Annotated in this window: 22 protein-coding genes, 2 tRNA genes and 2 pseudogenes; 10 read left to right on the forward strand and 16 right to left on the reverse strand. The window is 46.2% G+C overall.

Annotated elements, in window-relative coordinates:
• Window positions 1-25 precede the first annotated feature (25 nt).
• Together JOE45_RS08100 and JOE45_RS08105 are read left to right on the forward strand one after the other, a co-directional pair.
• Complete coding sequence (locus JOE45_RS08100) at window positions 26-814, forward strand: abortive infection family protein (RefSeq protein ID WP_210020677.1); 789 nt, start codon at window positions 26-28, stop codon at window positions 812-814.
• 233 nt (window positions 815-1,047) lie between these two features.
• The gene (locus JOE45_RS08105; protein ID WP_210020676.1) at window positions 1,048-2,232 is read left to right on the forward strand and encodes an oxalate decarboxylase family bicupin; all 1,185 of its coding nucleotides are present in this window, start codon (window positions 1,048-1,050) and stop codon (window positions 2,230-2,232) included.
• Here the strand turns inward: JOE45_RS08105 and JOE45_RS08110 are convergent.
• The gene (locus JOE45_RS08110; protein ID WP_210020675.1) at window positions 2,204-2,374 is read right to left on the reverse strand and encodes a hypothetical protein; all 171 of its coding nucleotides are present in this window, start codon (window positions 2,372-2,374) and stop codon (window positions 2,204-2,206) included. The genes JOE45_RS08105 and JOE45_RS08110 overlap by 29 nt on opposite strands.
• Window positions 2,375-3,073: 699 nt before the next feature.
• Window positions 3,074-3,352: an AAA family ATPase gene (locus JOE45_RS08115; RefSeq protein ID WP_348632505.1), complete on the reverse strand. Its 279-nt coding sequence runs from the start codon at window positions 3,350-3,352 to the stop codon at window positions 3,074-3,076.
• Between the two features lie 192 nt (window positions 3,353-3,544).
• Between JOE45_RS08115 and JOE45_RS08120 the strand changes: the two genes are divergently transcribed.
• Complete coding sequence (locus JOE45_RS08120; RefSeq protein ID WP_210020674.1) at window positions 3,545-5,077, forward strand: multicopper oxidase family protein; 1,533 nt, start codon at window positions 3,545-3,547, stop codon at window positions 5,075-5,077.
• Window positions 5,078-5,126: 49 nt separating this feature from the next.
• On the opposite strand, the pseudogene JOE45_RS08125 reads toward JOE45_RS08120, so the two are convergent.
• The 9 genes and pseudogenes from JOE45_RS08125 to JOE45_RS08160 all read right to left on the reverse strand — a co-directional run.
• Window positions 5,127-5,456: pseudogene (locus JOE45_RS08125) on the reverse strand (SDR family oxidoreductase); the annotation flags it as partial.
• A pseudogene (locus JOE45_RS08130) lies at window positions 5,443-6,314 on the reverse strand (polyphosphate kinase); the annotation flags it as partial. The pseudogenes JOE45_RS08130 and JOE45_RS08125, both read right to left, overlap by 14 nt.
• Window positions 6,250-6,384, reverse strand: a complete 135-nt coding sequence (locus tag JOE45_RS24160) for a hypothetical protein (RefSeq protein ID WP_461479598.1) — start codon at window positions 6,382-6,384, stop codon at window positions 6,250-6,252. The pseudogene JOE45_RS08130 and the gene JOE45_RS24160, both read right to left, overlap by 65 nt.
• Window positions 6,385-6,431: 47 nt before the next feature.
• Window positions 6,432-7,214, reverse strand: coding sequence for a type I restriction-modification system subunit M N-terminal domain-containing protein (locus JOE45_RS08135; RefSeq protein WP_280873854.1), 783 nt, complete (start codon window positions 7,212-7,214; stop codon window positions 6,432-6,434).
• A gap of 944 nt (window positions 7,215-8,158) precedes the next feature.
• Window positions 8,159-8,626 carry a caspase family protein gene (locus tag JOE45_RS08140; RefSeq protein WP_210020672.1) on the reverse strand — a complete coding sequence of 156 codons (468 nt, stop codon included), beginning with the start codon at window positions 8,624-8,626 and terminating at the stop codon, window positions 8,159-8,161.
• Between the two features lie 51 nt (window positions 8,627-8,677).
• Window positions 8,678-9,223: a hypothetical protein gene (locus tag JOE45_RS08145; protein ID WP_210020671.1), complete on the reverse strand. Its 546-nt coding sequence runs from the start codon at window positions 9,221-9,223 to the stop codon at window positions 8,678-8,680.
• Between the two features lie 365 nt (window positions 9,224-9,588).
• Window positions 9,589-10,230, reverse strand: coding sequence for a hypothetical protein (locus tag JOE45_RS08150; protein ID WP_210020670.1), 642 nt, complete (start codon window positions 10,228-10,230; stop codon window positions 9,589-9,591).
• 22 nt (window positions 10,231-10,252) lie between these two features.
• The gene (locus tag JOE45_RS08155; protein ID WP_210020669.1) at window positions 10,253-11,746 is read right to left on the reverse strand and encodes an SIR2 family protein; all 1,494 of its coding nucleotides are present in this window, start codon (window positions 11,744-11,746) and stop codon (window positions 10,253-10,255) included.
• Between the two features lie 490 nt (window positions 11,747-12,236).
• Window positions 12,237-14,828, reverse strand: a complete 2,592-nt coding sequence (locus JOE45_RS08160; protein WP_210020668.1) for an adenosylcobalamin-dependent ribonucleoside-diphosphate reductase — start codon at window positions 14,826-14,828, stop codon at window positions 12,237-12,239.
• A gap of 389 nt (window positions 14,829-15,217) precedes the next feature.
• On the opposite strand from JOE45_RS08160, the gene dat reads away from it, so the two are divergent.
• The 3 genes from dat (at window position 15,218) to JOE45_RS08175 (ending at window position 17,071) form a co-directional block, all read left to right on the forward strand.
• A complete protein-coding gene (gene dat, locus JOE45_RS08165) occupies window positions 15,218-16,057 on the forward strand; it encodes a D-amino-acid transaminase (protein ID WP_210020667.1) in 840 nt (279 codons plus the stop codon).
• Between the two features lie 175 nt (window positions 16,058-16,232).
• Window positions 16,233-16,742: a TetR/AcrR family transcriptional regulator gene (locus tag JOE45_RS08170; protein ID WP_245246796.1), complete on the forward strand. Its 510-nt coding sequence runs from the start codon at window positions 16,233-16,235 to the stop codon at window positions 16,740-16,742.
• A gap of 2 nt (window positions 16,743-16,744) precedes the next feature.
• A complete protein-coding gene (locus tag JOE45_RS08175) occupies window positions 16,745-17,071 on the forward strand; it encodes a DMT family transporter (protein ID WP_210020666.1) in 327 nt (108 codons plus the stop codon).
• Between the two features lie 61 nt (window positions 17,072-17,132).
• Here JOE45_RS08175 and JOE45_RS08180 read toward each other — a convergent pair whose 3' ends face one another.
• Window positions 17,133-17,978, reverse strand: a complete 846-nt coding sequence (locus JOE45_RS08180; protein WP_210020665.1) for a lipoate--protein ligase family protein — start codon at window positions 17,976-17,978, stop codon at window positions 17,133-17,135.
• Window positions 17,979-18,280: 302 nt separating this feature from the next.
• Between JOE45_RS08180 and JOE45_RS08185 the strand changes: the two genes are divergently transcribed.
• The 3 genes from JOE45_RS08185 to JOE45_RS08195 all read left to right on the forward strand — a co-directional run bounded on the left by JOE45_RS08185 (window position 18,281) and on the right by JOE45_RS08195 (window position 22,176).
• The gene (locus JOE45_RS08185; RefSeq protein WP_210020664.1) at window positions 18,281-20,092 is read left to right on the forward strand and encodes a DEAD/DEAH box helicase; all 1,812 of its coding nucleotides are present in this window, start codon (window positions 18,281-18,283) and stop codon (window positions 20,090-20,092) included.
• Window position 20,093: 1 nt separating this feature from the next.
• Window positions 20,094-21,074 carry a YqhG family protein gene (locus JOE45_RS08190; protein ID WP_210020663.1) on the forward strand — a complete coding sequence of 327 codons (981 nt, stop codon included), beginning with the start codon at window positions 20,094-20,096 and terminating at the stop codon, window positions 21,072-21,074.
• A gap of 163 nt (window positions 21,075-21,237) precedes the next feature.
• Complete coding sequence (locus JOE45_RS08195) at window positions 21,238-22,176, forward strand: hypothetical protein (protein WP_210020662.1); 939 nt, start codon at window positions 21,238-21,240, stop codon at window positions 22,174-22,176.
• Window positions 22,177-22,327: 151 nt separating this feature from the next.
• Here the strand turns inward: JOE45_RS08195 and JOE45_RS08200 are convergent, their stop codons facing one another.
• Together JOE45_RS08200 and argS are read right to left on the reverse strand one after the other, a co-directional pair.
• Window positions 22,328-22,528 (reverse strand): YqzE family protein, encoded by a 201-nt coding sequence (locus JOE45_RS08200; RefSeq protein ID WP_210020661.1) that lies wholly within the window; start codon window positions 22,526-22,528, stop codon window positions 22,328-22,330.
• A gap of 134 nt (window positions 22,529-22,662) precedes the next feature.
• Window positions 22,663-24,378: an arginine--tRNA ligase gene (gene argS / locus JOE45_RS08205; protein WP_210020660.1), complete on the reverse strand. Its 1,716-nt coding sequence runs from the start codon at window positions 24,376-24,378 to the stop codon at window positions 22,663-22,665.
• Between the two features lie 279 nt (window positions 24,379-24,657).
• Here argS and JOE45_RS08210 point away from each other — a divergent pair, with 279 nt between their 5' ends.
• Window positions 24,658-25,086, forward strand: coding sequence for an Hsp20/alpha crystallin family protein (locus JOE45_RS08210; protein ID WP_210020659.1), 429 nt, complete (start codon window positions 24,658-24,660; stop codon window positions 25,084-25,086).
• Between the two features lie 303 nt (window positions 25,087-25,389).
• Here the strand turns inward: JOE45_RS08210 and JOE45_RS08215 are convergent.
• Both JOE45_RS08215 and JOE45_RS08220 read right to left on the reverse strand, forming a co-directional pair.
• Window positions 25,390-25,473 (reverse strand) — tRNA-Leu (locus tag JOE45_RS08215).
• A 24-nt stretch (window positions 25,474-25,497) separates the two neighbouring features.
• Window positions 25,498-25,581: transfer RNA gene (locus JOE45_RS08220), tRNA-Leu, on the reverse strand.
• Window positions 25,582-25,642 lie beyond the last annotated feature (61 nt).

A 25,642-nucleotide genomic window follows, 5' to 3' on the forward strand; every position in this document is an offset into this window, starting at 1 on the left:
ATACATAGAATTTGGGGCTGTACTTATGTTAAATAACCCAGCGGATATATTAATCAAAATTAAAAGCGATTTAAAAAAGTGTGCTGACAAATGGAGTTATCTACAAAATGTTGATAATGCTCTATACGACCAAGGAAGGAAAGTTATCACCAAGATATGTATAGAAGGTAGTCTAGAAATACCCACTGTAATAGTAAAATGCTTGGACATGGAAGAGTTTATGCAATATGCTTATTTTCAACATGAAGAGTCCTACGGCGTTTCAGTATTTATTCAAGACACTTTTAATCCATTCATAGATATTTGCAGTAATAGATATTTACAAGTGCAGTTTATACCTGTGGAGTTCTTACCACCTAACATACTTAGTTATGAACATATAAGGGATGAAATTAAGAAGTGTGATACAAAACTCAAAGACGGTGATTATTCCGGAGCAATTACAAATGCTAGAAGTTTACTCGAAGGTGTTTTAAAAGAGATTATTTATAATATTAGTGGTGAACATTCCGCCCCCAAGAAAGACCTCGTGAAATTATTAAATGACGGGCGGAACTTTCTAAATCTCGACCCATCAAAACCAGAACTTATTGAGCCATTAAAACAAGTGATCACTGGGCTCGCCAGCACTGTTCAAGGATTAGGAACAATTCGGGATGTAATAAGCGACTCTCATTCTAGAAAATACGAACCATCTGCACATCATGCAATTCTCGTAGTAAACGCCTCAAAAACTATAGCATCTTTTTTATTTGGTACATATGAATACCAGTTATCAAAAGGAACAATTAAAAACATAGCAAGGGGAAACTAAAGACCAATACTTATGTATTGGTCTTTTTTATTATTACTTCACCTAAAGATGTGCAAACTATATGTCTACGTTCTCCGCGCTATCTGTAACGGCAAGTTTAGACATTATCAAGCGACATTTAGAAATGAATCCGGTAGATGTTATTAAGGCTGACTATAAATAAGCTTTCCGACATAATATTCTAAAGAGAGTCCAAAGATCGTCTCTCATAAGTACTTTGAGGAGTTGGTGTTATGCAGCACGTTCCCCAACCATTCAGCATGTTTACTGTTCCGCAGCCTATCAGAGAAGACGGCGCTGGCGCAACGGATAATGGCCCTCGGGATATCTGGAGGGATCTGGAGAACCCCGACCTGCTGGTTCCTCCAGCCACAGATGCCGGAACGGTTCCAAACTTGAAGTTCTCTTTCTCTGACACTCATATGGAGTTAAACCACGGCGGTTGGTCACGGCAAGTGACAGTTAGACAGCTACCTATCGCCACCACGCTTGCAGGTGTCAATATGCGGCTGACCCCCGGGGGCGTTCGCGAGCTACATTGGCATCAGCAAGCGGAATGGTCGTTTATGATTTTAGGCAGAGCGCGCATCACGGCCGTTGACCAGAACGGGCAAAACTTCATCGCCGATGTAGGCGTAGGCGATCTTTGGTACTTTCCCCCTGGCATTCCTCACTCGATACAAGGACTGGACGAAGGCTGCGAGTTTTTACTTGTCTTCGACGACGGGAGTTTCTCGGACCTGAACACCTTCTCCATCTCCGATTGGTTCGCCCATACGCCGAAGGACGTGCTGTCGGCAAATTTCGGCGTACCGGAAAGCGCCTTTGCCAACATTCCCAGTGGACAGCTGTATATTTTCCAAGCGGATGTACCTGGCCCACTCGAAACCCAGAAGATACCCGATCCTTACGGTACAGTCCCGCTTAGCCTCACACACCGGCTCCTTGCGCAAAAACCAATAAAAACCCCGGGCGGCACAGTGCGTATCGTGGATTCAACCAACTTCCCCATATCCACTAGGATTGCCGCAGCACTGGTTGAAATCGAACCGGGTGGAATGAGAGAAATGCACTGGCACCCGAATAACGACGAGTGGCAGTATTACCTCACGGGCACGGCACGCATGACCGTCTTTGCCGCCAACGGTACGGCGCGCACATTCGATTACCGTGCCGGCGATGTAGGGTATGTACCGTTTGCGTTCGGCCATTACATTCAGAACACTGGTAATCAGTCCGTTTGGTTTCTGGAAATGTTCAAGAGCAACCGCTTCGAAGACGTGTCGTTGAACCAGTGGATGGCGCTGACACCTCGTCAGTTGGTACGAGACAATTTGAATGCGAGCTCCGAGCTTATGGGCGCGCTACGAAAAGAGAAATGGCCCGTAGTTAAATACGGGGAGCACACAGAAGGATGAGGATCTTTTTATACAACTCGGTAACCGCTTCATCACTAAGGTAGGCTTCAATTAACTCTTTTTCGCCATTAATGGCTTCCCCTCTTGCCTTTATAACTTCCCGTGCAATTTCCGCTGCAAGGTCGTAAACGTTTTTGTACATGTGCATCCGCCTCCCGACTTTATTATATGAGCCGGAATGATTCAGTTCTCTTCCAATGGAACTTAAAATCTCCAGGCTTAGGTTTTTGCAACAAAATAGGCTGCTGGACATTTTAATTCGACTCGCTCCGGAATTAAGTAAAGTAAGCAAAGGTAGGTGAGTGCTTATCGCAGGTTATTCGGATGAGGTAGTATCGGTTATCGGAAGGACCATCATTGTGATCGGCGTGTCTGCTTTATTATTAGGCAACGTATATTTATTAGGCCATGAAGTGAAGCGTATTAAGCAAAAAAAGATCCGATACTAATGCATCGCTCTTTACCGTTCTCCGGCAAAGCCATCATTTTGGCCTGCCAAGGGGCGCTGTTTGCTTATGCGGACAGCGCCTCTATTAATTAAAACTTTTATATTTGCCATTACTTTTCGTCCACTCCTTATTACTGCGGCTGCCCGTTACCTTAAGACCGGTTCAAGCATATTTTGGGACATATATCATATTCGTGGCCTAGTACCAAGACCCTTTTCGAGGGGTCTTTTTCTTTTTCAGGAGGTTTTTAGAAATGAGACTCATTAAAACGAAGCAGGACATTGTCACTTAGCGTCGCGCGGGAGTGCTTCCTGCGGTGTTTCTCGATCAGGTCGAGGACTACTTCAACCAGTACTTCTGAAGGCTGGCGGCTCAGAGGAATCGGCCTGCAATCAAGGCCCTTCTCCGCGATGTAGAGGAAGGGAAAATCCAGGAAGTCTTGGTTTGGAAACTGGGTCGCACAGCAGATCGATGCGCTGACGGATCGCGGCGTACGGCTGCAGATGGATTCGCTCCCATTGCTCACTCTGCCCGACAAGAATCAGGGCCATCGGGCTTTGAGCGTCCATCTTGAAGTTGAGCAGAAAGCGAACCTCTTCCAGCATCTCTCGATCCAGAAGATGCGCTTCATCTACAACCACGACGGGCTTTATCCGTTCTGAAAAAGTCACTCTGCACGAACGGCAAAATTAACGCAGAAGCACCCCAGGCGGGATGCCCTAAACAGGCAAAAATCTTCAGTAAATTAACTCCTTTTTGTCTTTAGAGCGATAAAGCATCAATAAAATTGAATTCGTCATATAGGACTTGTAATCTAAATATCCTTTAGAAAGAAGGAATTTATAATCGGCAAGGAGCAAATTATGGTTCTCTCTAAATTTGTAGATGAGCTTCCAATTCCCACGATTTTAATGCCCACATGGAAAGATCAGTTTTATACTTATTACGAAGTCAATATGACGGAATTCAAGCAATCACTCCATAGTGAGTTAAATGATACAACTGTATGGGGCTATGAAGGAGGCTATCCAGGCCCTACCATTGAAGTAGAAAGCGCAGAAATCGTGTTAATCAAATGGATCAACAATCTTCCAGACAAGCATCTTCTGCCGGTAGACTATACGGTGCATGGTGCCCATGTGGATGTACCTGAAGTACGAACGGTGGTACACGTACACGGCGCTTGCGTGGAATGGGAAAGCGATGGCTACCCTGAGGCTTGGTTTACAAAGGGATTCAAACAAGTCGGCCCCTATTTTAGAAAGCAAGTATATCGATATGATAATTGCAGTCAGGCTAGTACTCTCTGGTATCATGACCATACGCTTGGGACTACTAGGCTTAATATTTATGCTGGATTGGCAGGTTTGTATCTGATCAGAGATCAACAGGAGCGTTTATTGAATTTACCAAACGGGAAATATGAGGTCCCTCTTATTATCCAAGACAAGACTTTCAATAATGATGGGTCTCTTTTTTATCCGAAGCAGCCGGAAAAACCGGTTCCAGGTTTAGAAACATCCATCGTACCTGAATTTGTTGGGGATACCATTGTCGTGAATGGCAAAGTATGGCCTTATTTAAAAGTGGAACCACGCAAATATCGATTTAGGCTGCTAAACGCGGCCAACACCCGATTCTTTAGGATTAAGCTTGATTCAGGACAACTTATGTATCAAATTGCGACGGATGGAGGATTCATGCAGTACCCGATAGGAGTCACAGAAATCATGTTGGCCCCTGCAGAACGAGCAGATGTGATCATTGATTTCACCAATCTTGAGGGCAAGAATGTTATCATGACAAATGATGCCCCCGCTCCTTTTCCAACCGGAGATCCGGTAGATGATAATACTGGTACTGTCATGCAATTTAGAGTGACTCTTCCGCTGTCAAGTGTTGACACGAGTGTTATTCCGGCTTATTTGATGCCTCTTCCAAATAGGAAAGAACAGTCAGCTTCAAAGTTACGATACCTAACCTTAAACGATAATATGGATAAGTACGGTCGTGAATTCATGCTTTTGGATAATAAAAAGTGGGATGCCCCGATAACAGAAAATCCAAAATTGGGATCAACCGAAATATGGTATCTAATTAACTTAACTACCGATACACACCCTATTCACCTTCACTTAATTGATTTCGAAATATTAGACCGAAGAAATTTCGATGTGGAAAAGTATAACAAGGAGAAAATTATCTATTATACAGGTTCGGCCATACCTCCAGAACCACAAGAACGAGGAAGGAAGGATACAGTAAGAGCCAATCCTAACCAGGTAACCCGAATTATTATGAATTTTGGTCCTTATACCGGGTTGTATGTTTGGCACTGTCATATCCTGGAGCATGAAGATTATGAGATGATGAGACCGTATATTGTTATCCGATAGATAAAACTTGAGAAATCATAATATCTCATCGTTTTTAATTATTTATGGCTTACGTGTCCGTCATTACACCGCCGTTGACATGAAGCACCTTCCCAGTTACGAAGGAGGAATCTTCGGACGCCAAATAAATGTATGTTGGAGCAAGCTCAAAAGGCTGTCCCGCACGTTTCATAGGCGTTTCTAAACCGAACGTTTTCACATATTCAGCCGAATAACTTGAAACGATCAGCGGGGTCCAAATTGATCCCGGAGCGACGGCATTGACCCGGATGCCCTTACGGACCAATTGCAGCGCCAATGAACGAGTAAACGATACAATCGCGCCTTTTGTCGAGGAATAATCCACGCGCAAAGGTGCGCCCACATACGCGGGAATGCTCCAAAAACCGGTCCACTATGCTTCGCACCGTGATGTTTTCGCTTAATCCCGGCACCCCCGGACGCAGCACGCAAATGCCGCGAATGAGCAGATCAATTTTCACACCGGCACGCGAGGCTTCATAAAGCCGGTCAACCATCTCGCGATGCGATAAAGCGTTCATCTTCGCGATGATTCTCGCCGGCCTGCCTGCCTTGGCATGAGCGATTTCCCGACGGATGTACTCAAACAGAGCAGGCTTCAGATGAAAAGGGGCCACGCAGAGAGCCTTCCAATGAAGCGGCGTTGAATAGCCGGTGATCTCGTTGAACAACGCGGTCACATCCTCCCCAATGCGGGGATTCGAGGTGAACAAGCCGATATCGGTATACAGCTTGGAGGTAGCGTCGTTATATAATTCCCGGTTCCGATGTGTATGTACCGCTGAAGCAAGCTTCTCTCCTGCCGGATAATAAGCGCCACCTTGGCATGGGTTTTCAGCCCGACCAGACCGTAAATGACATGGCAGCCGGCCTGCTCCAGCTTTTTGGCCCAAGCGATGTTGCGTTCCTCATCAAACCGTGCCTTCAGCTCCAGCACCACCGTCAGCTCCTTTCCGGCTTTTGCGGCGAGGGCGAGAGAACGCACGATGACAGAATCGCCGCTTACCCGGTACAGCGTCATTTTGATGGCCATCACCGCCGGGTCATTCGCCGCATCCGCGATAAAATCGGTGACCGCTTCGAACGTTTCGTAGGGGTGGAACACAAGGACGTCGCGCTGCCGGATCACTTGAAATAAATCATCGGTTTCCCTAAACTCCGGTGGGTAAATCGGCTCGGCTTTGGGATAACGCAGCTTGTCTTGTCCCGGAAGAGATCCAAAGCGTCGAGGCCGCAAATGCGAGCGCGGCGCCCACGATCAGCTTTTCCGTGTTTCTTTCCAGCATGAGCGGTAACCTCCTTAAAGTTAACTATGAAAAAGCCTATCCCGCAGCTATGCCGCGGAATAGGAAAGAAGCGATATTTGCGCATGAATATCGTATGCATCAAGTATCTCTTGAACATTTAATGAGAACGCTCCAATATAATCACGCAAATTCGCAGCAATGTTAGGCGCATCGTCCTTAAGTTTATGTAAGGTGAAGTTGCTGGTGTTATAAAAGCGCATACCTGTTGCCCGCTCAAAGAACGGCGCTTTGTTACTGAAATTGAGGGTTTTATCCAACTCTAATACCTTGTCTTTGGTGGACAACAACACACTGTCCAGGCGTGCGAGTACGGTGAAAGGCAATATAACGTAACCATATTCACTCTGTTTGTAATCACCACGAAGCAATTCAGCAATCTTCCATATAAAGTTTGTGTATTCATTAATGTTTATATCGTTTGATTCATTTTTCTTGTCCTCCATGTTCTGTATTTGTGCCCGAAGTAAGGCGAGTCCTTGAACATTAATTTCCTTACACATTAGATCTCTAATCAAGCCCCACAGTTCAACGTTGGCTTTTATGTAGGCGGATATATCTGGCGGAGGCGCATTTTTGGCATTAGCGTATATTTCGAATATTCCGTGACGTAGCTTGTCATTAGGGCCGTATTGCTCGACTAGCCTTAACAATACCGGCTCGGATGGGAAGTTAATGCCATTTTCAATGTCGCTTAGAGACGCGTTACTGATTTCCACAGCCAAAGCTGCTTGCCTCTTTGAAAGTTTGCGGTCCTCTCGTGCCATTCTTAGCTTCTTTCCGAGAGCAATCTTATCTCTTGTACTTGTCAAAGATTTTTAGAGTTTGTCGAGGTGTGGTACAAAAATATGTCCTATGCCTATCCAGAATTATCAAATCTCGATCACCACGAAAATGTAGTAATCTGACATCATTCAGTACAGCCTGAATACAGAATAAGACATCGACTACGGGTTTCTTATTACTTATAACGAAAAACTAGAACTAGCAAAGTTGATGACATAGCAATTGGGGAGGTAACCCATAGAACACGATTATTTGAAAACAATTTGTAACCGAAAGATATCGCTTCGTAGATGAATGGCAAAAAGCCCCTACAGATGCAGGAGCTTTTGAACCCACGGTATTTTTCACTCTTACTGTTTCACTCGCATTAGTCTTAAGCGTTTAATGCAACCAAGAGTGTGGCCCATTTTTGACAGGACGAGGATCCAAACGTACCAATCCAGGGACCAGAATCACTAAAGCGATCACGGTCTTATTGGTTGTCTCAAACTTTGAGAATGTCCCTATAGTTGAAATGCGTGCTGTCGGTTTTTTTTATCTCAATGTTTAAGACTTTATCTCAAAGTTTATGCTTAATCTCAAACCTTTTGACAGTTAACATATGAAAAATCACAAAAACTATGATGAATCATAAAAGTTGCTAAAAGAAGGGCTAAAAACCCTTGTTCTCAGTACAAATTTGTCTCATAAAAAATGAAAAGCGATACTGGTTCTATTCTTTGGCATCAGTCTTGGCTCGTAGAAATCGCTAAATCCTCTTGTAAACAAATTTCCCATATATACATGCCATTCATGATTATACAGTAGCGTTTTGACGACGTGTATACAATGCATAAATCAGCATAAAAAAGGACCAGAGACATCTCTGGCCATGCAACTAAAGTTCACTGGATAGTTTTAGTTTCGAATCACAACAAATCAGTCATGTTGCCATGATGAGACAAAATGAAAAGCATCTTCGAGTAATCTTTTACAATATTTCCGCAATAATATTTTCATAGCTTGAATCTAGAATAGCTCTGGGATTTTGGTTATATCCAAGTTCTTCTTTTGTATATCTAGATACGCTACTGGAAAGATAGTCCCTTAGTAATCTGTCTGTAATATACTTATTATTTCGTAGGACTTCTGATACTTCACCACTTATTGCCTTAACTAAATGATGAGTCCAGATTCCATTATTCAAGAGATCACTTGAATAAGAGCTTTGTCCTGGTTGGCAAGATAGAAATGTTGCATAATACGGAAATTCATTTGTTAGTAATACTAGCTCCTCATCATTAATATCAGTAATTTGGCTACGCTCATTTTCATCCTGAAAACTTTGAGCACAAGCATCGATAAAAATAAGTGCATTTTCACACTTAGATTTTCGTAAAGGATCAAGTAGAATCTTGCGTAGGGAAATTGCAGTTTCTGCAATATGGTATTGATGCATGTCGTAAGTTGATAGGTAATTCGTGATACCATTATGGAAACCATGCCCAACTTAATAGAACACTAAGCGATCTTCTTTTGTTAAATAATTAAATAATCCTCTTAAATCATACTCTAAACTACTTTTCAAAGCTTTTTCATCCATAAACATGTAGATATCATTTTCATCTACATTCAACGACTTAATTAATGCTTCTTTGAATTTAAGTGCATCATTAGTAGCATACTTTACCTTTGATACTTGATTTTCGTCTCTAGGTGCATAATTTTCTATTGCTATAATAATTGCTAAAGTTTTTTGAGGCCTAGAAACATTTAATTGAGGTTTATATTCTGATGTCTTTTTTTCTAAGACAATATTAGATTCTTCTCTGATATACTTTTGGCTCTCCAACAATACATCATTGTCTGCTTTTTCTGTTTTAATCACAAAAATGGATTGTTCTCCACTTTGTACCCAGTTATAAGTTACTTCTGGGATTGGTGAAAGTAGGGAAATTGCTCTTTTTGTAATATCAATAACCTGGAAATCAGTACTAAGTCCAACAATTTCATTTGAAGTAGGTGAATTTTCTTTAAGTCCAAAAATATAGGCCACGGCATTGACTGCTTCTACTGCAGTCGATGACGTGGCCTATTTTTGACTAATTATTTTCTCGCTGGATAGGAACCCGATTAAGTATTAGTAAGTGCCCCGGGATAATTATAAACAAAATAGGAACTAAAGATATTATGACGGAGTAGAATATGTTTGAAATGGTCACAGACAAAAATTCATTAAGATATTTCGCAAAAAAGAAACAAACATAGGAGAGTCTCTATCGGAAGGCAAGTCCTTATGGTGAAATAGCTTATATAAGCAGAAGCAATGATTGGGACCTCTTACACACAGCCATTAGCGTCATCAAACAAATAAGACTTGAGGCGCTCCAGAATTCATCTACAAACCCTATGGGTTTATTCTTAATCGGCACGTAAATTGGCCATAACTTTTCGATAAGTTTCCTCGTAATCCGCAAATCGGTGCACAATAGCTATGGTGAAAAAGTTAGTGTTCATAACGCACATCTGAATTTCACCACCAATACCCACTTTATCTTCGGTTTTAATATCGTCTCTCCGTTTCTGCTCTTCCATCATTTCAATCAGAGCTTTATCATAGTTATCATTATTGTCAAATATCGTATAAACGAGCTCAGTTTCGAGAGGAGGCTTTGTCCCTATACCATAAACCATTAACTCTGACTCAAATTGCTTCTCTTTTCGATAAGCATAGCCCTTGAGCTTATCTTCTTTTTCAGAATAGCCAAAATGATAAACGGTTGCAGATAATTCATCAGGATACTTACTATCCAGTTCACGTAAAAACTGTGTAGCATATCGATCGACATATTCAATATCTCTAGAAACAATCTTTGTCTGAATAATAATATGCCAATTAAGCAGCAATTCCAGGTTTCCTGTTCCGCACATAATTGTTCTGATATGAGGCAAAGGAAATATTTTGGACACGAACTTAAATGGTTCTTTATCCTCTCTGGAAGCTAATGTATCCATGGAAACCACTATCTCCTGTTCCGTTAGGATGAAATTCAATGCTGTCAATCTGGCTCCTCCAATTTCAAGATCAAGTAATTATAAATTCTTCTAGCAGTTGAATTTCTTCAGGTTCAATACGGCTTGGAGAACCGGAAGCGAGATCTTTAAGTCTTTGCTGTCTTGCCACAGGATGCTCCGCGACTGTAGGAATATCCTTTCTCATTTTATCGACCCATTGAGTAACAAAACCTTGCAAATTTCTTGGCAAAGATTCGAAATCTGCACTTCGATCGATCCAGTGGCCAACATTCCAAGATAGTGTTGCTGTTGGTGTCCATCCCCACTTATAAACTAATTCAACAGCCTTTGGGGCTATTAGAATATAAAATCTTTCAGGGACTCCATCCATATGAACATAAAAAGTATCATCACCGTATTTACTCTTTGGATTTCTAACATTTGAAGTGGCCATAAGTGCCGATAAGATTTTCATTTTGTTTATAGCCTTATTAATTTTAAGGTTAAAAATAGCCGCGCTTAGCTCTTCAGTATCTCGTTCAGTTGTAGCTTTCTTACCTAGTTCGAAATAAGCTGTAACAATCCTCTCTTCAAAATCTAAGGCTATGACTCCTAGGTCACAAACTTCCCTAAATGACTTTATACCTATTGATAACTCCTTTTCTCTGATGGTCTTTTCTAATATTTCAATCTCCATCTTACTTACAACTTTTTGGGGATTTTTAGAAACAGGTTTAAAAAAATCACTCATATCAGTCTCGAATTTCTTAAATCTAGAATCTTCTAATAAGGTTCTCAAAAGAAGATGAAAAGCGTCATCATGATTTTGTGCGCCAGGGATTTCTTTCATTGGGTCGATTAAAATAATACCATAAGTATCACATAATTCTTTTAATTGATCTGTGTATCTATAAGCGATCATATAAGACTTGGGCAATTTTCCGTAGAAAGCTGAGTTTAATTCTTTGAACATCTTCTGGATATTAACATCTCTGAAACTATAGCCAATGAATAACAAGTTTTTTGAAATTAAATCGGCTCTCAATCGAATATTTAAGGCATTATCATTTTCCCTTATTCTTCTTTCATAGTCTTCTTGAGTAAATACTATACTTTCAGGATAATTAAGATCGCCATGAAATTTTATGTAGAGTTGTTCAGACAATTTAATCTCAGCAAAATCATCTATAGTGATAATGGCTCTAAATTTCTTACCATACTTCTCATATCCTTTTTCCATCACATTATCTTGGTTAGTTGTGTATATCGTAGGAACACCCATATTCATTACTGTTAAGTGTATATATCCTTTTTCGTCATCAAAAGTAGTAATTTCTAACTTACTCTTTAAAAAATCACAAAATTTGCCCCGCCCATATGTATCAACATAAGCTTGGGCTACTGCTAAATGATCTCCTACGGCTTCCCATCCCATACTTTGTCCCATCTCTTTAACCAAAGAGTCCCAATCTGGCATCATTGACGCAGAGCACCCAGCACCCAAAAATGGAACTAATTTTTGTTTTGCAACCAATTCTGCTAATTCATGAATAATCTCCCTCATACAGGATATCACTACCTCATTTCTGCTCTTATATTATTAAATTCTGTTGGTTGTTTTTCTTACTTAAAGCGGATACCTTATTGGAAAATGACAGTTATCGATATATATTGACGAGCATCCTTGATTCTAATTAGCGTTTATTACTCTAACTAATTATAACAAAACAAGCGATCAATCGAGATAAAGGTTTAACGCCTTCTCGAGATCGCTTGTTTCCGGTGACCACGCTAAGTCACATAATTATTTTATCATAAACAACCAAACTTTAACTAAATTTTTGGAAAATCAGTCCCTTTTTCAAGAGCACAAGCCAGTTCGGATATTCATACGTTATATTACATAATTATTCAACTACGTATATTTATGCATTTCCATGAATAACGTATGTGTTTGTCACCTTTGATGAGCCAAAATTGTCATTAGTTGTGGCCGTTTTGGCAGCTTTCATGATCCATCACAAAAACAAAAAAGAGGCCGAAGGCCCCTTTTTTTAGCTGCACTTGCTATATCCGCAATTGCTGCAGTTTTTGCAGCCCTCGCTGTTGATCAGTGAGGCGGAGCCGCAGGAGGGACACAGGTCCAGAGACGTGGCCGCGCTGTGAGTTACTGCGTATTGAGCGGTGGTTTCCAAGACAACTTCCTTGGTGGCGGTGACGTAGTCTTCCGCACTGTCGAAGTTGTCGCCGTGCATTTCCAGTGCTTGGGCGACGGCGTCGGCAATCGATTCGACGCGGTTGGCGCCGAATCCGATCGCACCGGAGCCGCCAATGCCCTTCAGATGCTTGATCAGCAGTTGCACCTTATTGCCGTGGTCGCCATAGCGGAGGAACAGCGAGCAAACGCGGCCGAGAGCTTCGGACATGGCGAATACGTCGGAGCCGGCCTTGCCCACGTTCAGGAAAATCTCGCTCGGGCTGCCGTTCATATCGTTAATCGTAATGTAGGCCATGCCGAATGGCGTGTTAAATTTATACGTTGCGCCGCGGAGAGCTTGCGGACGACGCTTATACTGCTTGTCAAACACCTGCTCCGTCTTCCCGTCAATATTTACTGCCAAGGATTGAGAGAAATCCGTCAAGGATGTTCCCTCTTTCGTACTGACAGCTGGTGCAACGGGTGCCGGTTCCTCCGGTTCCTCCGCTTTATCCTCTTTCTTGTCGGTGCTGAGCACCTGCACGTCGCGGCTGCCATCACGGTAAATGGTTACGCCCTTGCAGCCCAAATCGAAAGCTAGCTCATACAGACGTTTGGTTTCCTCTACCGTAAAATCTGCCGGACAGTTCGCCGTCTTGGAGATGGAACTGTCGACCCATTTCTGGATGGCGGCTTGTACACGGATATGATCTTCCGCGGACAAGTCCATCGCGGTGATGAAGTAGTCTGGCAGATCCTTGTTCGGATGCTGATTCTTCCAATCCTGCGCGATCGGTACATACTGTTTATCGAAGCCCAGACGGCTTTGACGGTAATATTCATAAGCAAAGTAAGGTTCGATACCTGTGGATGTGCCTACCATCGTACCGGTGCTTCCAGTTGGTGCCTGCGTAATGACCGTTACATTACGCATTCCCTGCTTCTTGATCGCTGCGCCAACTTCCGGATAAACGGAAGTCATTGTCTTCATAAAGCCGCTTTGCAAGAACGGTTCCGTCTCAAAATGCTTGAACGAGCCTTTCTCTTCTGCGATATCTGCGGACGCGAGGTATGCTTCCTTCGCCATAAAACCATAAAGCTTATCCAGAAACTCCAACGATTCCGAACTGCCGTAACGGATATTCAGCTTGATCATCAGCTCGGCCAAACCCATAGAGCCTAGACCTATCCGACGCTCACCCTGCTGGTTGATCCGATTCTCTTCAAAGTGGTAAGGCGTTTTGTCAATCACATTATCGAGGAAGCGTGTCGAATAGCGAACGACCGTTGCAAGTTCATCCCAAGCCACATCATGGTTCTCTTCGTCATAAAACTTGGACAGGTTGATCGCCGACAGGTTGCAGACGCCCCAAGCCGGAAGCCCCTGCTCACCGCAAGGATTTGTACAAATAATCGGGTTGAAATACCAGCTGTTGGACATCTGGTTGTAGTATTCCATGAATACGACACCAGGCTCAGCCGATTTCCAAGCGGATTCGACGATCGTATGCCAGATGTCGCGCGCCTTAACCGTACGGTAGTGAATAACGTTCTTGCCCGTTTTTCTCCACTTCTCCAGATCTCCGTCCCAAATATCGTTGTATTCCGGATCCGTCGTATCAGGGTATACCAAATCCCAGTCCAAATCTTCTTTTACGGCTTTCATGAAGCCATTGCTGACGCATACGGACAAGTTGGCGTTCGTAATTTGACCCATCGTCTGTTTAACAGTAATGAAATCCACCACGTCGGGATGCCAATCGTTCATCATCAGCATGAGCGCGCCGCGACGGCTGCCCCCCTGCTCAATCAAGCCTGTCGTATAGCTGAACAGCCCGCCCCAAGAAACGGCTCCGCTGGAAGAGCCATTGACGCCCTTGACAACGGAACGCCGCGGACGGAGGGAGGATAGGTTAATGCCTACTCCGCCCCCACGAGCCATGATTTCGGTCATTTCGGATAGTGTCGCCATGATCCCTCCACGGCTATCATGCGGAGAAGGAACCACATAGCAGTTAAAGAGCGTCAGTTCATCGCTGGCATCCGCGCCGGCAGCAATCCGTCCGCCAGGCACAAGCTTCCAGTCATCTAGAATGTATCGGAACTTATCGGTCCATTCGGTCTGTTTTTCCGGAGTTGCTTCCACGGAGGCCATAGCAGTGGCCAAGCGGTCCCACATTTGCTGTGGTGTTTTTTCCAAGGTTAGAGTAAGCTTCTCAACAGTGGATTCAACTACCTCCCCGCTGCGCAGCTTAACTTTGACCTGTTTCCCGTTACGCTCGATGACTTCGCCGACGTCCTTGGCGGGAAATTTAGGATCGTCCTTGGTAAGCACCAATACCGTATCTCCGACCTTCGTGTGACTGGTATCAGCATTTTTCATCGCGTAGCGGTCAAGAAAAATCTTCTCGCTCAAACCTTCCAATTTGGTTTGCTGCATGGTCTTCAAAACAACAACCTCCCGGAATTATATTCAAAGGTTCAATCACAATATCTGGTATGCGAAATTCATTATACAATACAATATATAGTGTTTCTAATAGAAAAAATGCGGAATTACCGATTTAGTCCAAGCACGAAGGCAGAAAGCTTCTTTTTTCTCTAAATAGCTCTCTTTTTCATGCCTCAAATTCTCATCATTTTCGACAAATTACTTCATTTTCTCACACCCTAAAGACCCAAGTCTAAAGTCCTTGATCCGCATCAAATAACTCTGACATAGATGCAGCCCATCTTTTGACAATGGTTCGGCTGATTTGCTAGTCTAGAATTATTGTAGCATGTTCATGATGATATTAACAAACATATGTTCTCATATAATTAAAGGAGGAGTTCTTTATGACATTGACTTATCTATATCAAGACCGGTTTGTTCCCAAAGAAGAGCTTCGCATTTCTCCCGAGGACCGTGGTTATTATTTTGGCGACGGAGTCTATGAGGTATTTCGCGTATATAATGGAAGTCTTTATGAAGCCCCAGCTCATTTTGAGCGGTGGGAACGAAGTGCGGCAGCTCTCAGAATACCACTGCCCACCGATTCTGAAGTACTGACGAGACGCTTGGAAGAACTGATCCGCATGAACAGTTTGTCCGAAGGAACTGTGTATATGCAGGTGAGCCGCGGAGCCGCACCACGATCCCATCCATTTCCTACAGATACCAAGCCGATCTTGATGGCCTACACTGCAGAAGCAAAGCGCCCTCTTAGCACCATGAAAGAAGGCATCACCGCGGTGACAATGGAAGACATCCGCTGGCTCCGCTGCGATCTGAAGACACTGAATTTGCTCGCTAACGTCATGGCCAAGCAGCACGCGGTCGATCAGGGCGCAGGCGATGTCATTCTACACCGTAACGGCACTGTAACGGAGTGCAGCGCGTCCAACATCATGATCGTTAAAGACGGCTGCCTTATCACGCACCCAGCCAACCATCTGATCCTGCATGGCATCACCCGTGCGGTAGTACTTCGAATATCCCAAGGACTAGGCATCGCGGTAAAGGAAGCCCCTTTTACCTTGGACGAGCTTCGAAGTTCGGACGAAGTATTCATCACCGGAACGACTGTGGAGATCACTCCGGTTATCTCGATTGACAGCTCTCCAGTAGCAGATGGTACGCCAGGTCAGATCACCCAAAAGCTTCAGCAGGAGTTTGAGAAAACCATTTCAACCTAAAGCTCCAGGTTGTATTTACCCGCCCTCACAGCCACTGCTGTGGGGGTATTTGCTATTAGCAGATCGTTCCTTAAATACGTTGGATTGACAAAAAAACCGTCCAGACGGTACAGTAATAAGAAAAAACAGGATAAAGGAGGTCTTCGAAATCAGTACTTCGAAAGTGGATCATATCTTGAAGTCCGCCGCATTGATTATTCGAAATGAGGGGGTCACGAGTTTAACACTTGAAGCTGTTGCTAAGAAAGCCGGTATAAGTAAAGGGGGACTTTTGTATCATTTTCCAAATAAGGACGCTTTAATCACAGCTATGGTTTCCCAAATCATGGATTCGTATGTAAACTCGATTCAAAGTAGAGCTGATTCAGATGAACAAGCATCGGGAAAATGGTGCAGAGCCTATGTGCAGGATACGTTTCAGCATCTTGAAGGTAAACAGGACATGAGTACAGGTTTACTGGCCGCCATCGTTTTACATCCGGGATTGCTGAAGCAGCTTCAAGAACAATATGAGATTTGGCAGAGAACGATGGAGAATGATGGCATGGATCCTGTACTCGCTACGATCATAAGACTTGCTGCCGATGGCTTATGGTTCAATGAAATGTTGGGCTTGACTCCTGTAAAAGAAGAGCTCCGTGAACGTGTGCTTTCTAAACTAATAGGCTTAACGAAGGAGGAGTAACGTTGAAAGCTTACTTATTCTTAGCACTTGCGATTGTTTTTGAGCTGTTCGGCACATCCATGCTCAAAGCCTCTGAAGGGTTCACCAAAGTACTCCCCAGTGTAGGCGTCATCATCGGATTTTCGGTAGCCTTCTATTCTCTTTCTCTATCCTTACAACAGATCCCTCTAGGTATAGCTTACGCCATCTGGTCTGGAGTCGGAACCGCTGCAACAGCTTTAATCGGCTTTCTGGTCTGGAAAGAAAAATTAAACATGACCACTGTGCTTGGAGTTATGCTTATCATTGCCGGAGTCATTGTATTGAATCTGAAAACCGTAAAATCCTAATCACCTATAGATCATCCCTCCTCCAAATCACCTTAACATAAAAAAACCTTCGGAGACTCGATTATCTCCGAAGGTTCCAATCTGAATTGCCGTACTTCTCAACCATTAAGCGTTCGACCAGCTCCAGCTCATAGTCACTCAGCTCTGCTGGAACAAGCCGAATGGCCAAACCTTCTTCAATTCCTGTCGTGAAGGCTTCCTCCACCTCAGCCAAGTCTACCCTTGGCAGAGCAGCTCCATTGCGCACTTCATTAATGGCGACAGCCTTCTTCAAAAACTGCTGCTTCATCCTCTCCATCACACGCTCGCTTGGGAAGCGCAGCAGCCTGAACAACTGATCGGCATCGAGGTCAAGAAGAATCGAACCGTGCTGCAGCACAACACCCTTCTGCCGGGTTTGCGCACTTCCGGCCACCTTCCGTCCCTCTACCACAAGCTCGTACCAAGACGGGGAATCAAAGCAAGCGGCCGAACCCATCGATGCATATTTCTCCTTCTCTTCTTCGTTCTCCAATTGAACCATCTCCGCAGACAAGCCAAGCTTGCGGAACCCGAGAAGCAGCCCTTCGCTAAGCACGCGGTACGCCTCAGTGACGCTGCGCGGAATACCCGGATAGTTCTCCGATACGATCATGCTGTACGTCAGCTCCTGATCGTGAAGCACAGCCCTCCCACCCGTCGCCCGCCGGACAAAGCCAATACCCTCTCGCTTCAAAGCGTCAAAATCGACCTCGCTCGCAGCCTTTTGAAAAAAACCGACCGACAACGTCGCAGGCTTCCAGCCATAGAATCTTACCGTCGGCGGAACCAAGCCTTCGCTGTGTGCCGTCAGAATGGCCTCATCCACTGCCATGTTGTAGTCCGGTGCACCAAGCCCCGAACGGATAAACCGCCACTCGTTCTTCATTCTATCTCACCATTCCTTTGCAATCCGATATAAGCCTTCACAACTCACGAGCAGCCTTATTAATGATTCGTGCCCAATGGCTGCCTTCAGCACGCTATCTCCCCATCATAAAACATTGCCGCACGGTTTGAAAGCCCCTAATTTGTACATACTAAAAATTAACTTTATGCCTATCTGACAAAGACCACCGCCTGTTCCATCCTTTAAGAACGCGACCGTTCGTCAAACTCATCCCGTATTTTAATATGTTACTGCCTTGGCGAAATACGTTCCGAATCACTGACAAAGGGGAGCGCGTAAGAATGCAATCTACCGAGCGAAAAGAGCACGTGCGACAACTAAACGAGCATGTAGAGCTCCATTACGACAGGGAATGGTTCGAAAAGCTGCACGAGAGAGCTCTGCGCAATGGTCCTTGGGACGATCCGATGATGTTCAGGCTTGCCTATGAGGCCGAGCAGTCCGGACTCATCCGAAGCTTCGACGAGCTTCTATGCCTGACGCATTTGCCAGGCCTCGTTCCGATGGAGCACCAGATCAGCACCGCCAAAAAAGTATTGACCGAAATGCGGGGGCGCGCCATTCTCGCTGACGAAGTGGGGCTTGGCAAAACGATTGAAGCGGGACTCATCCTCAAGGAGTACATGATCCGGGGCTTGATTCAAAAGGTGCTCATCCTCGTTCCCGCTTCTTTGGTACTTCAGTGGGTGCGCGAGCTGAATCAGAAGTTCGGTATCCCCGCTGTGGCTCAAAAGAAGGAGTATATGTGGGTCCAGAACGACATCGTTGTCGCCTCAATGGATACCGCTAAGCGCGACCCGCATCGAGATATTGTGCTTGGTCTCGAATACGATATGCTAATTGTCGACGAGGCCCACAAGCTAAAAAATAAAAAAACGACCAACTACAGGTTCATCAACGAGCTGCGTAAAAAATACTGTCTCCTGCTGACGGCCACGCCGGTGCAGAACGATCTCAAAGAGCTGTATAACCTGATTACTCTGCTCAAGCCGGGTCAGCTTGGAGGACAAGGCAGCTTCCAAGCCAACTTTGTGGTTGATAAACGCATCCCTAAGAACGAGGAACAGCTCCAGCAGGAGCTGAGCAAGGTCATGATCCGCAACCGTCGAAGCGACGGCGGAATAAGCTTCACGAAACGGGTTGTGCGCAATATTCCGCTCCAGTTATCAGACGAGGAGCAGGCGCTTTACGATGGGGTAACCGATTTCGTCAAAACCCGCTATGATGAAGCCGGCGGCGATATCGGCAGCTTGCTTTCTCTGGTCACCCTGCAGCGTGAAGTATGCTCAAGCCGGGATGCCGTGTTTATTACCCTGGTAAATATGTTTAAAAAAACGGAAGAGACCTCTCCCCTCCGGGCGCGAATTTGGGAGCTTGTGGAGAAGATCCGCGGGATCAAAGCAAATACGAAAGCAGAAAAAGTGATGGAGCTCATCGAATCCATTAATGATAAAACGATTATTTTCACCGAGTACCGAGCTTCTCAGGAATACTTGCTGCAGTACCTGAAAGAGCATAAAATTTCCGCCGTTCCTTACCGGGGAGGGATGAACCGCGGCAAAAAGGATTGGATGATGGACTTGTTCCGCGGCCGTGCCCAAGTGCTGATCGCCACGGAAGCCGGCGGCGAAGGGATTAACCTTCAATTTTGCCACCATATGATCAATTTTGATTTGCCTTGGAATCCGATGCGGGTCGAGCAGCGGATCGGCCGAGTGCACCGGCTTGGACAAAAGGAAGACGTTAAAATATATAATTTGTCAACGATCGGGACTATCGAGGAGCATATCCTATCTCTGCTGCATGAGAAAATTAACATGTTCGAGCTGGTTATCGGGCAGCTGGATACGATTTTGGAGCGGTTTGAGAAAAAAACTTCGCTGGAGTCGCATTTGGCCAAATTGATCCTTACCTCAAAAAATAAGGACGAAATCCGCCAACAGCTTGATGATTTGGGGCGTTCGTTCACATCGGTGAAAGCAGAAGTGGAGCAAGAATCACACGAAGCTGCAGGGCTTGAAAACCTGTTAAATAACTCCCTTCAGACGATTGGAGGAAAAGATTACAGCGGCGGGGAGGTGCAGCACCATTAGCATGAATGCGCAGGAGATCCAGTCCTACGTTTTGCGTTATTTGGAAGCCGAGCAGTGCGACATTCTCGAAAAGCACCCCGCTTACGTTACCGTCAAGCTGTCCCCTTCCGCCGATAAAGATCTGACACAACGACCGTACTACTGGAGCTTTGTGGAACGAACCGGAGCGGAGCCGGAAACCATGACCTGCACGTTCATTTTCGATCCAGACGCCTACCGCGAGCTGCATCCGCAGCAGGGACCTCCGGGAGCGCCCCCCGCCGCTCCAGCGGTCCAGCCTGCAGCCGCGCCAGGAGCGCCACAGCCCCAAGGCGACAGCATCCTAGGCCGCTATTTTGGCTTCGTGCCGACCGCGTTCACTGCCCGCGTGCCTCGCGATGAACTTACTTACGGCAGTCGTCGGCTTGAACAAATCTTTGCGGCGGTTCGCAGCAAAGGCCGGTTCGTTCGACTGTTCGAGCAGTACACAGCAGAACAGCCTAAGCCACCAGTAACGGTATCTTATGAAACGTGGCTTTGCGTCAACTATAAGGTCGAGCTCGCCTGTGATATGAAGCGCAGCGAAATGCATTCGCTTGGAATTCAGCTCCAAACCGGTGAAATTATCGAGCGGTTTCATGATCGGCTGGCCGCTAAGAAGCTAACGCCCCGGCTCCCTTCTCACGTCTATGTGACGCCGGACCGGATCACTCTTCCACGAGCGGTGCTTTTTCTTGAAGACCACTTGGAAAAGAAGCTGGCCGCGTACGATCATCAATGGGCACAGGAAGCGCAGCTACGGCTTAAAGACGAGATTAGCAGGGTACGGGATTATTATGAGCCTTTGCTCCAGGAAGCAGAGCCGGACAATAAGCACGAGATTCAAGCGCAGTATACCGGTCGCCTGCAGGAAGTGGAGTGGCAGTACCACCCCCGTATCCAAATTTCCGCCATCAATTGCGGTTTGTTTCATTTCCCTGCCATGCACCCGCAAAAGAGGTGACGAACCTTCCCGAACAACAACAGATTTACGGGAAACTTTTCTAAAACAAGGCTACAGGTTCTAACAAACTTTTCATCGCATATGCTATAAAGTAAGAGGCATATTCGCCAAAGTGAGCGCATAGAGCCTGAAGCAACGACTCCAAAGCGAAGCAGGTGTTTACATGACAAAGCTTACGTTCGCTCTGACGTCACTGCTGCTGGGTACAAGCCTGCTGGCGGCATGGCCGTTTGATTTATGGCCGGCTCACGCTGATCGAGAGGCTTCGCAGATGACAGCGGTCCAGACGTTACAGACGGAACAGCCGAACACTCAAAACGATATTCCGGCCCCGTCCCTCCAGAACGCGTTGGATCGATTTATCGGTGAGCTCTCATCCCATGGTGGATTCGAGGAGTGGAAGCAAGGCGCTTGGATAACCTATCCGCTTGGTCCCGGAACCCATGGGTGGATCGTGATCGTCACGGTGGACGGAAAGGAAGCCGGCTATTTGGTCGTCCATACTTCCGGTCAAGATACATACCGGTTGATAGAATACGGCAAAGGCGAGTACCCGCTTTTCAGCATGCAGACGCTGTACCACAGCTTGGTACGGCTTGAAATTATCGAATATCTTTATCATGCCGAACGTATATATTACAATCCGCTGCAAGCCCTCTGGAAAGTTACGGTACCGGAGACAGAGCGGGTTTGGTACATCGATGCCAAGACCGGCGAGGAGCTGCCCCTGGAGAACGATGATCAGCTGCCAAAGTCCGAAACGGGCGAACTTATGAAACCGCTGCCGTTCACCACCACGGAATCCTCGCATAAAATAACAGCAACCGGCCAAACGGAACCAACGGACGCGTATGAGCGGCTTCCATGGATTCAAGGCAAGGCGGAGACATCCCTTCGCTTCGAGGTGCTGCAGCAGTGGATTGATCAAGGACGCAAGCCCGTATTCGTCGCTGAGCTTTACAGCGGAAGAGTCCATGTGCCGCTTGCTGTATCCGGATATCAAGTCTGGTCCAGCGGTGAGAGCTTCTTGGAGGTGCTTCAGGATGATAAACGCTATCTCCCTCTGAACGCAATCAACCCGCTTGGCGGTTTTTATCCCTGACTACCGGTTTTTCTCCTCCCTTCCCTATATAGAAAAGCTTCCGTCCCCAAGAGCGGCAGATTCCATTGAGTATCGGCTGCTAGGGGACAAGAAGCTTTTCCTTTTTTTATTTTGACTAAATATCCGAAGCATAAGGATCACCGTCGCCGTCTCACTTTCGACCTCTGTATCGCCGAAGCGGCTCCGCCCACATTCGAAGAGCAAACGGCAGCATGCCAAACCAGCGGTACTGCCATGGTTCTCGGCCTTCCTTTCTGTCGGCTTTGACCTGCTTGCGCACTTCCTTAGGGGTTTCCATGTACTTTACAACCTGCTGCGTTACATACTTGACGAGTTCATCACTTTTGGCCATGATTCGTTCAACCTCCCTCTCTGTAGTATGGGCAAGCACTGGCTGCGGCAAACACACGGAGGCTTTCTCTGGTGCATGTAAAAACCCGCCACCCACAACTGCCGCAGCAGTCCCGAATGACGGGTTGATTCGATTTATATTTTCTCCGGCGCTTCCAGTCCAATTAGGGCCAAGCCGTTCTTCAACGTCGTACGCACGCATCGGACCAGATCCAAACGGGCCTGGCGCACCTCTGCGTCATCCACCTTCAGAATCGGACACTCATGATAAAAATGATTGAAGCGCTGAGCCAAATCCACCAAATAACGGCTGATAATGGATGGCTCCAGTCGATCCATCGCCTGCTGGGTCCGCTCCTTGAATAAATACAGCTCCCTCAGCACGGCTTGGGCCTCCGCATTCGTCAGATGTGCGGCAGCTCCAGCGCCTTGTTCCGCATTCGCTCCTCCGTCCAATTCCGCTTTCCTCAGCACACTGCAAGCCCTCGCATGCGTGTACTGCACGTAAGGACCGGTTTCACCTTCGAAGTTGAGCGCCTCATCCCAGGAGAACACGATATCTTTAATCCGGTTGTTGCTGAGGTCATTGAAAATAATCGCGCCAACGCCAACCTGCCGGGCTACTTCATCCTTGTTCTCCATGTTCGGATTCTTCTCTTCTATAATTTCGCGCGTCTTCTCGATCGCCTTCGTCAGAAGTTCCTCAAGATTAATTACATTCCCTTTGCGGGTCGAGAGCTTGGCTCCTTCCAGGCTGACCTTGCCAAACGGCACATGAACAAGCTGATTCGCCCACTCATTGCCCATCAGCTCGATCACTTTGAACCACTGCTGAAAATGCAGGCTTTGGCCGGCATCCGTGACGTAGATCGCTTTTTCGAAACCGTATGTGTTTTTGCGGTAAATGGCCGCGGTAACGTCACGCGTGTGGTACAACGTGCCGCCGTCCTTCTTCACCATTAATGCCGGAGGCATATTGTAGTCGTCCAGACGAACCAAGAGCGCACCTTCGTCTTCCTCGAGAAGCCGCTTTTCCTTCAGTTCGTCCAATACCGCCGCCATCTTGTCATTGTAGAAGCTCTCACCAGCATATGAATCAAAAGTAACGCCGAGCAGATCGTACATTTTCTGAAATTCCTTCAAGCTGATGTCCACAAACCAGCGCCACAGTTTCAGCGCCTCTTCGTCTCCCTGCTCCAGCTTAACGAACCATCCGCGCGCCTCATTCTCCAGTTCCGGCTTGATGTCCGCTTCGTCGTGGAACTTCACGTACAACCTTTGCAGCTCGCTTATGCCGTCCGCCTCGACTGCATCTTGTTTGCCCCAAAGCTTATACGATACGATCAGCTTGCCGAACTGCGTGCCCCAATCGCCCAGATGATTGATGCCTACGCTGGTATAGCCCATAAATTTGAAAATCTGATACAGCGCATTCCCGATCACAGTAGAGCGCAAATGGCCAATATGAAACGTCTTAGCAATATTCGGCGATGAGAAATCGATGACGATGCTGCGCCCTTGCCCGATATTTTGTGAACCGTAACGGTCGCCCTGTGTCATAACCTCGCTGACGACCTGCGAAGCGAACTCCTTCGGATCCAAAAACAAGTTAAAATATCCAGAGACCGCATCGACACGGTTGACAACCGCATGTCCGCTCCATCCCTCTTTCAGCTCTTCGGCGATCGCCTGCGGCGCCTTTCTTAACTGTTTGCTGAGTTTAAAGCACGGTAGTGATAAATCCCCCATCTGTGGATTGGGAGGGTATTCGATGAGCTCTGCCAGCACTTCCTGGGATACTCCCTCGAGCCGGGCAGCCAGCTGCTCCGCAAGCCATTGTTTATAATTCATGACAAGTCATGCTCCTTTCATTCCGTCGGCAAATTCCATTCTGTCCCCATGCAACAAAGCACCCCTTAAGGGGTGCCTCCATTCGGGGCATTATGCGAAAATTGCCAGCCTTTGCATACCTTCCATTATATCGACACGCAAAATACGAGTCAAGCATGTTCACATGGACACCATGCGCTTTCTTTTGGCATGACTTCCCTCGCCTTCACCCGCATATTAAGGCTTGTCCTGCCTCAAAATGAAATAGAAAACCATGCTAAACTACAGGAGGAATCATTCATGCTTGAACCGCTCCGGCGTATCGATCATTTGAAAAAGGAAGTAGATAAATTTTTTAATGAAGGGCTGCCTTCTGCTTTCGGATTTAATCAGGAGTTCGGTGCACCGCGGATTGACGTTCACGAAACGGAGAACGAAGTTATCGCTCATTGCGAAATAGCCGGTTTGGAGAAAAAAGAGGACGTGGATATTCATGTCGAGCCTCAAACACTCACGATTGTCGGAACTATCCACCGGTTTAATGTAGTAAAGGAGGAGCAATTCCACCGCAAAGAGCGATTTGCCGGCCGCTTCCACCGCTCGATTCCGCTGCCCGCTGAGGTGACAGAGGAAGGAACCGTCGCGGCTTACAAAAACGGCATTCTCGAAGTTCGGATGCCCAAAGCGCCAAAAGAAACCCATCGCCGGATCGACGTCGAGTTCCACTAAGCTTCATCCTAACAACAACGGACCCCGAACGCATGACCGGGGTTCGTTTCCTCACGATTATAGCATCTTCTGCTATCAGCACAACATCCAGCAGCCCCCCGAATTTAAAGCCGACCTCCAGCATCGTGCCCACCGTTTCGAATCCGAACAAGCGATGGATATGGATGCTGCTGTCGTTGCCGTCCACGATACGGGAAAGCACCGTATGCCAGTTCGTGCAACCGTTAGGCCTCTTATGACTGCAGCAAAAAAATCAAGGGCTTGAGCCGAAGGCTCAAACCCTTGATGATTCGTTTTATTCAATGCGGACGAGAGGACTCGAACCTCCACGGCTGTTACACCACTAGAACCTGAATCTAGCGCGTCTGCCAATTCCGCCACGACCGCATGACGTCCTATAAAGATAGGTAATGCGGTCAAGAGGACTCGAACCTCCACGGCTGTTACACCACTAGAACCTGAATCTAGCGCGTCTGCCAATTCCGCCATGACCGCAAATCTGTGTCCCCAATTGAGCTAATCAGGGCACCCTCTTTTAAGGAGACAAGAAGTATCT

This window comes from Paenibacillus sp. PvR098, from assembly GCF_017833255.1.
GTDB lineage: Bacteria > Bacillota > Bacilli > Paenibacillales > NBRC-103111 > Paenibacillus_G.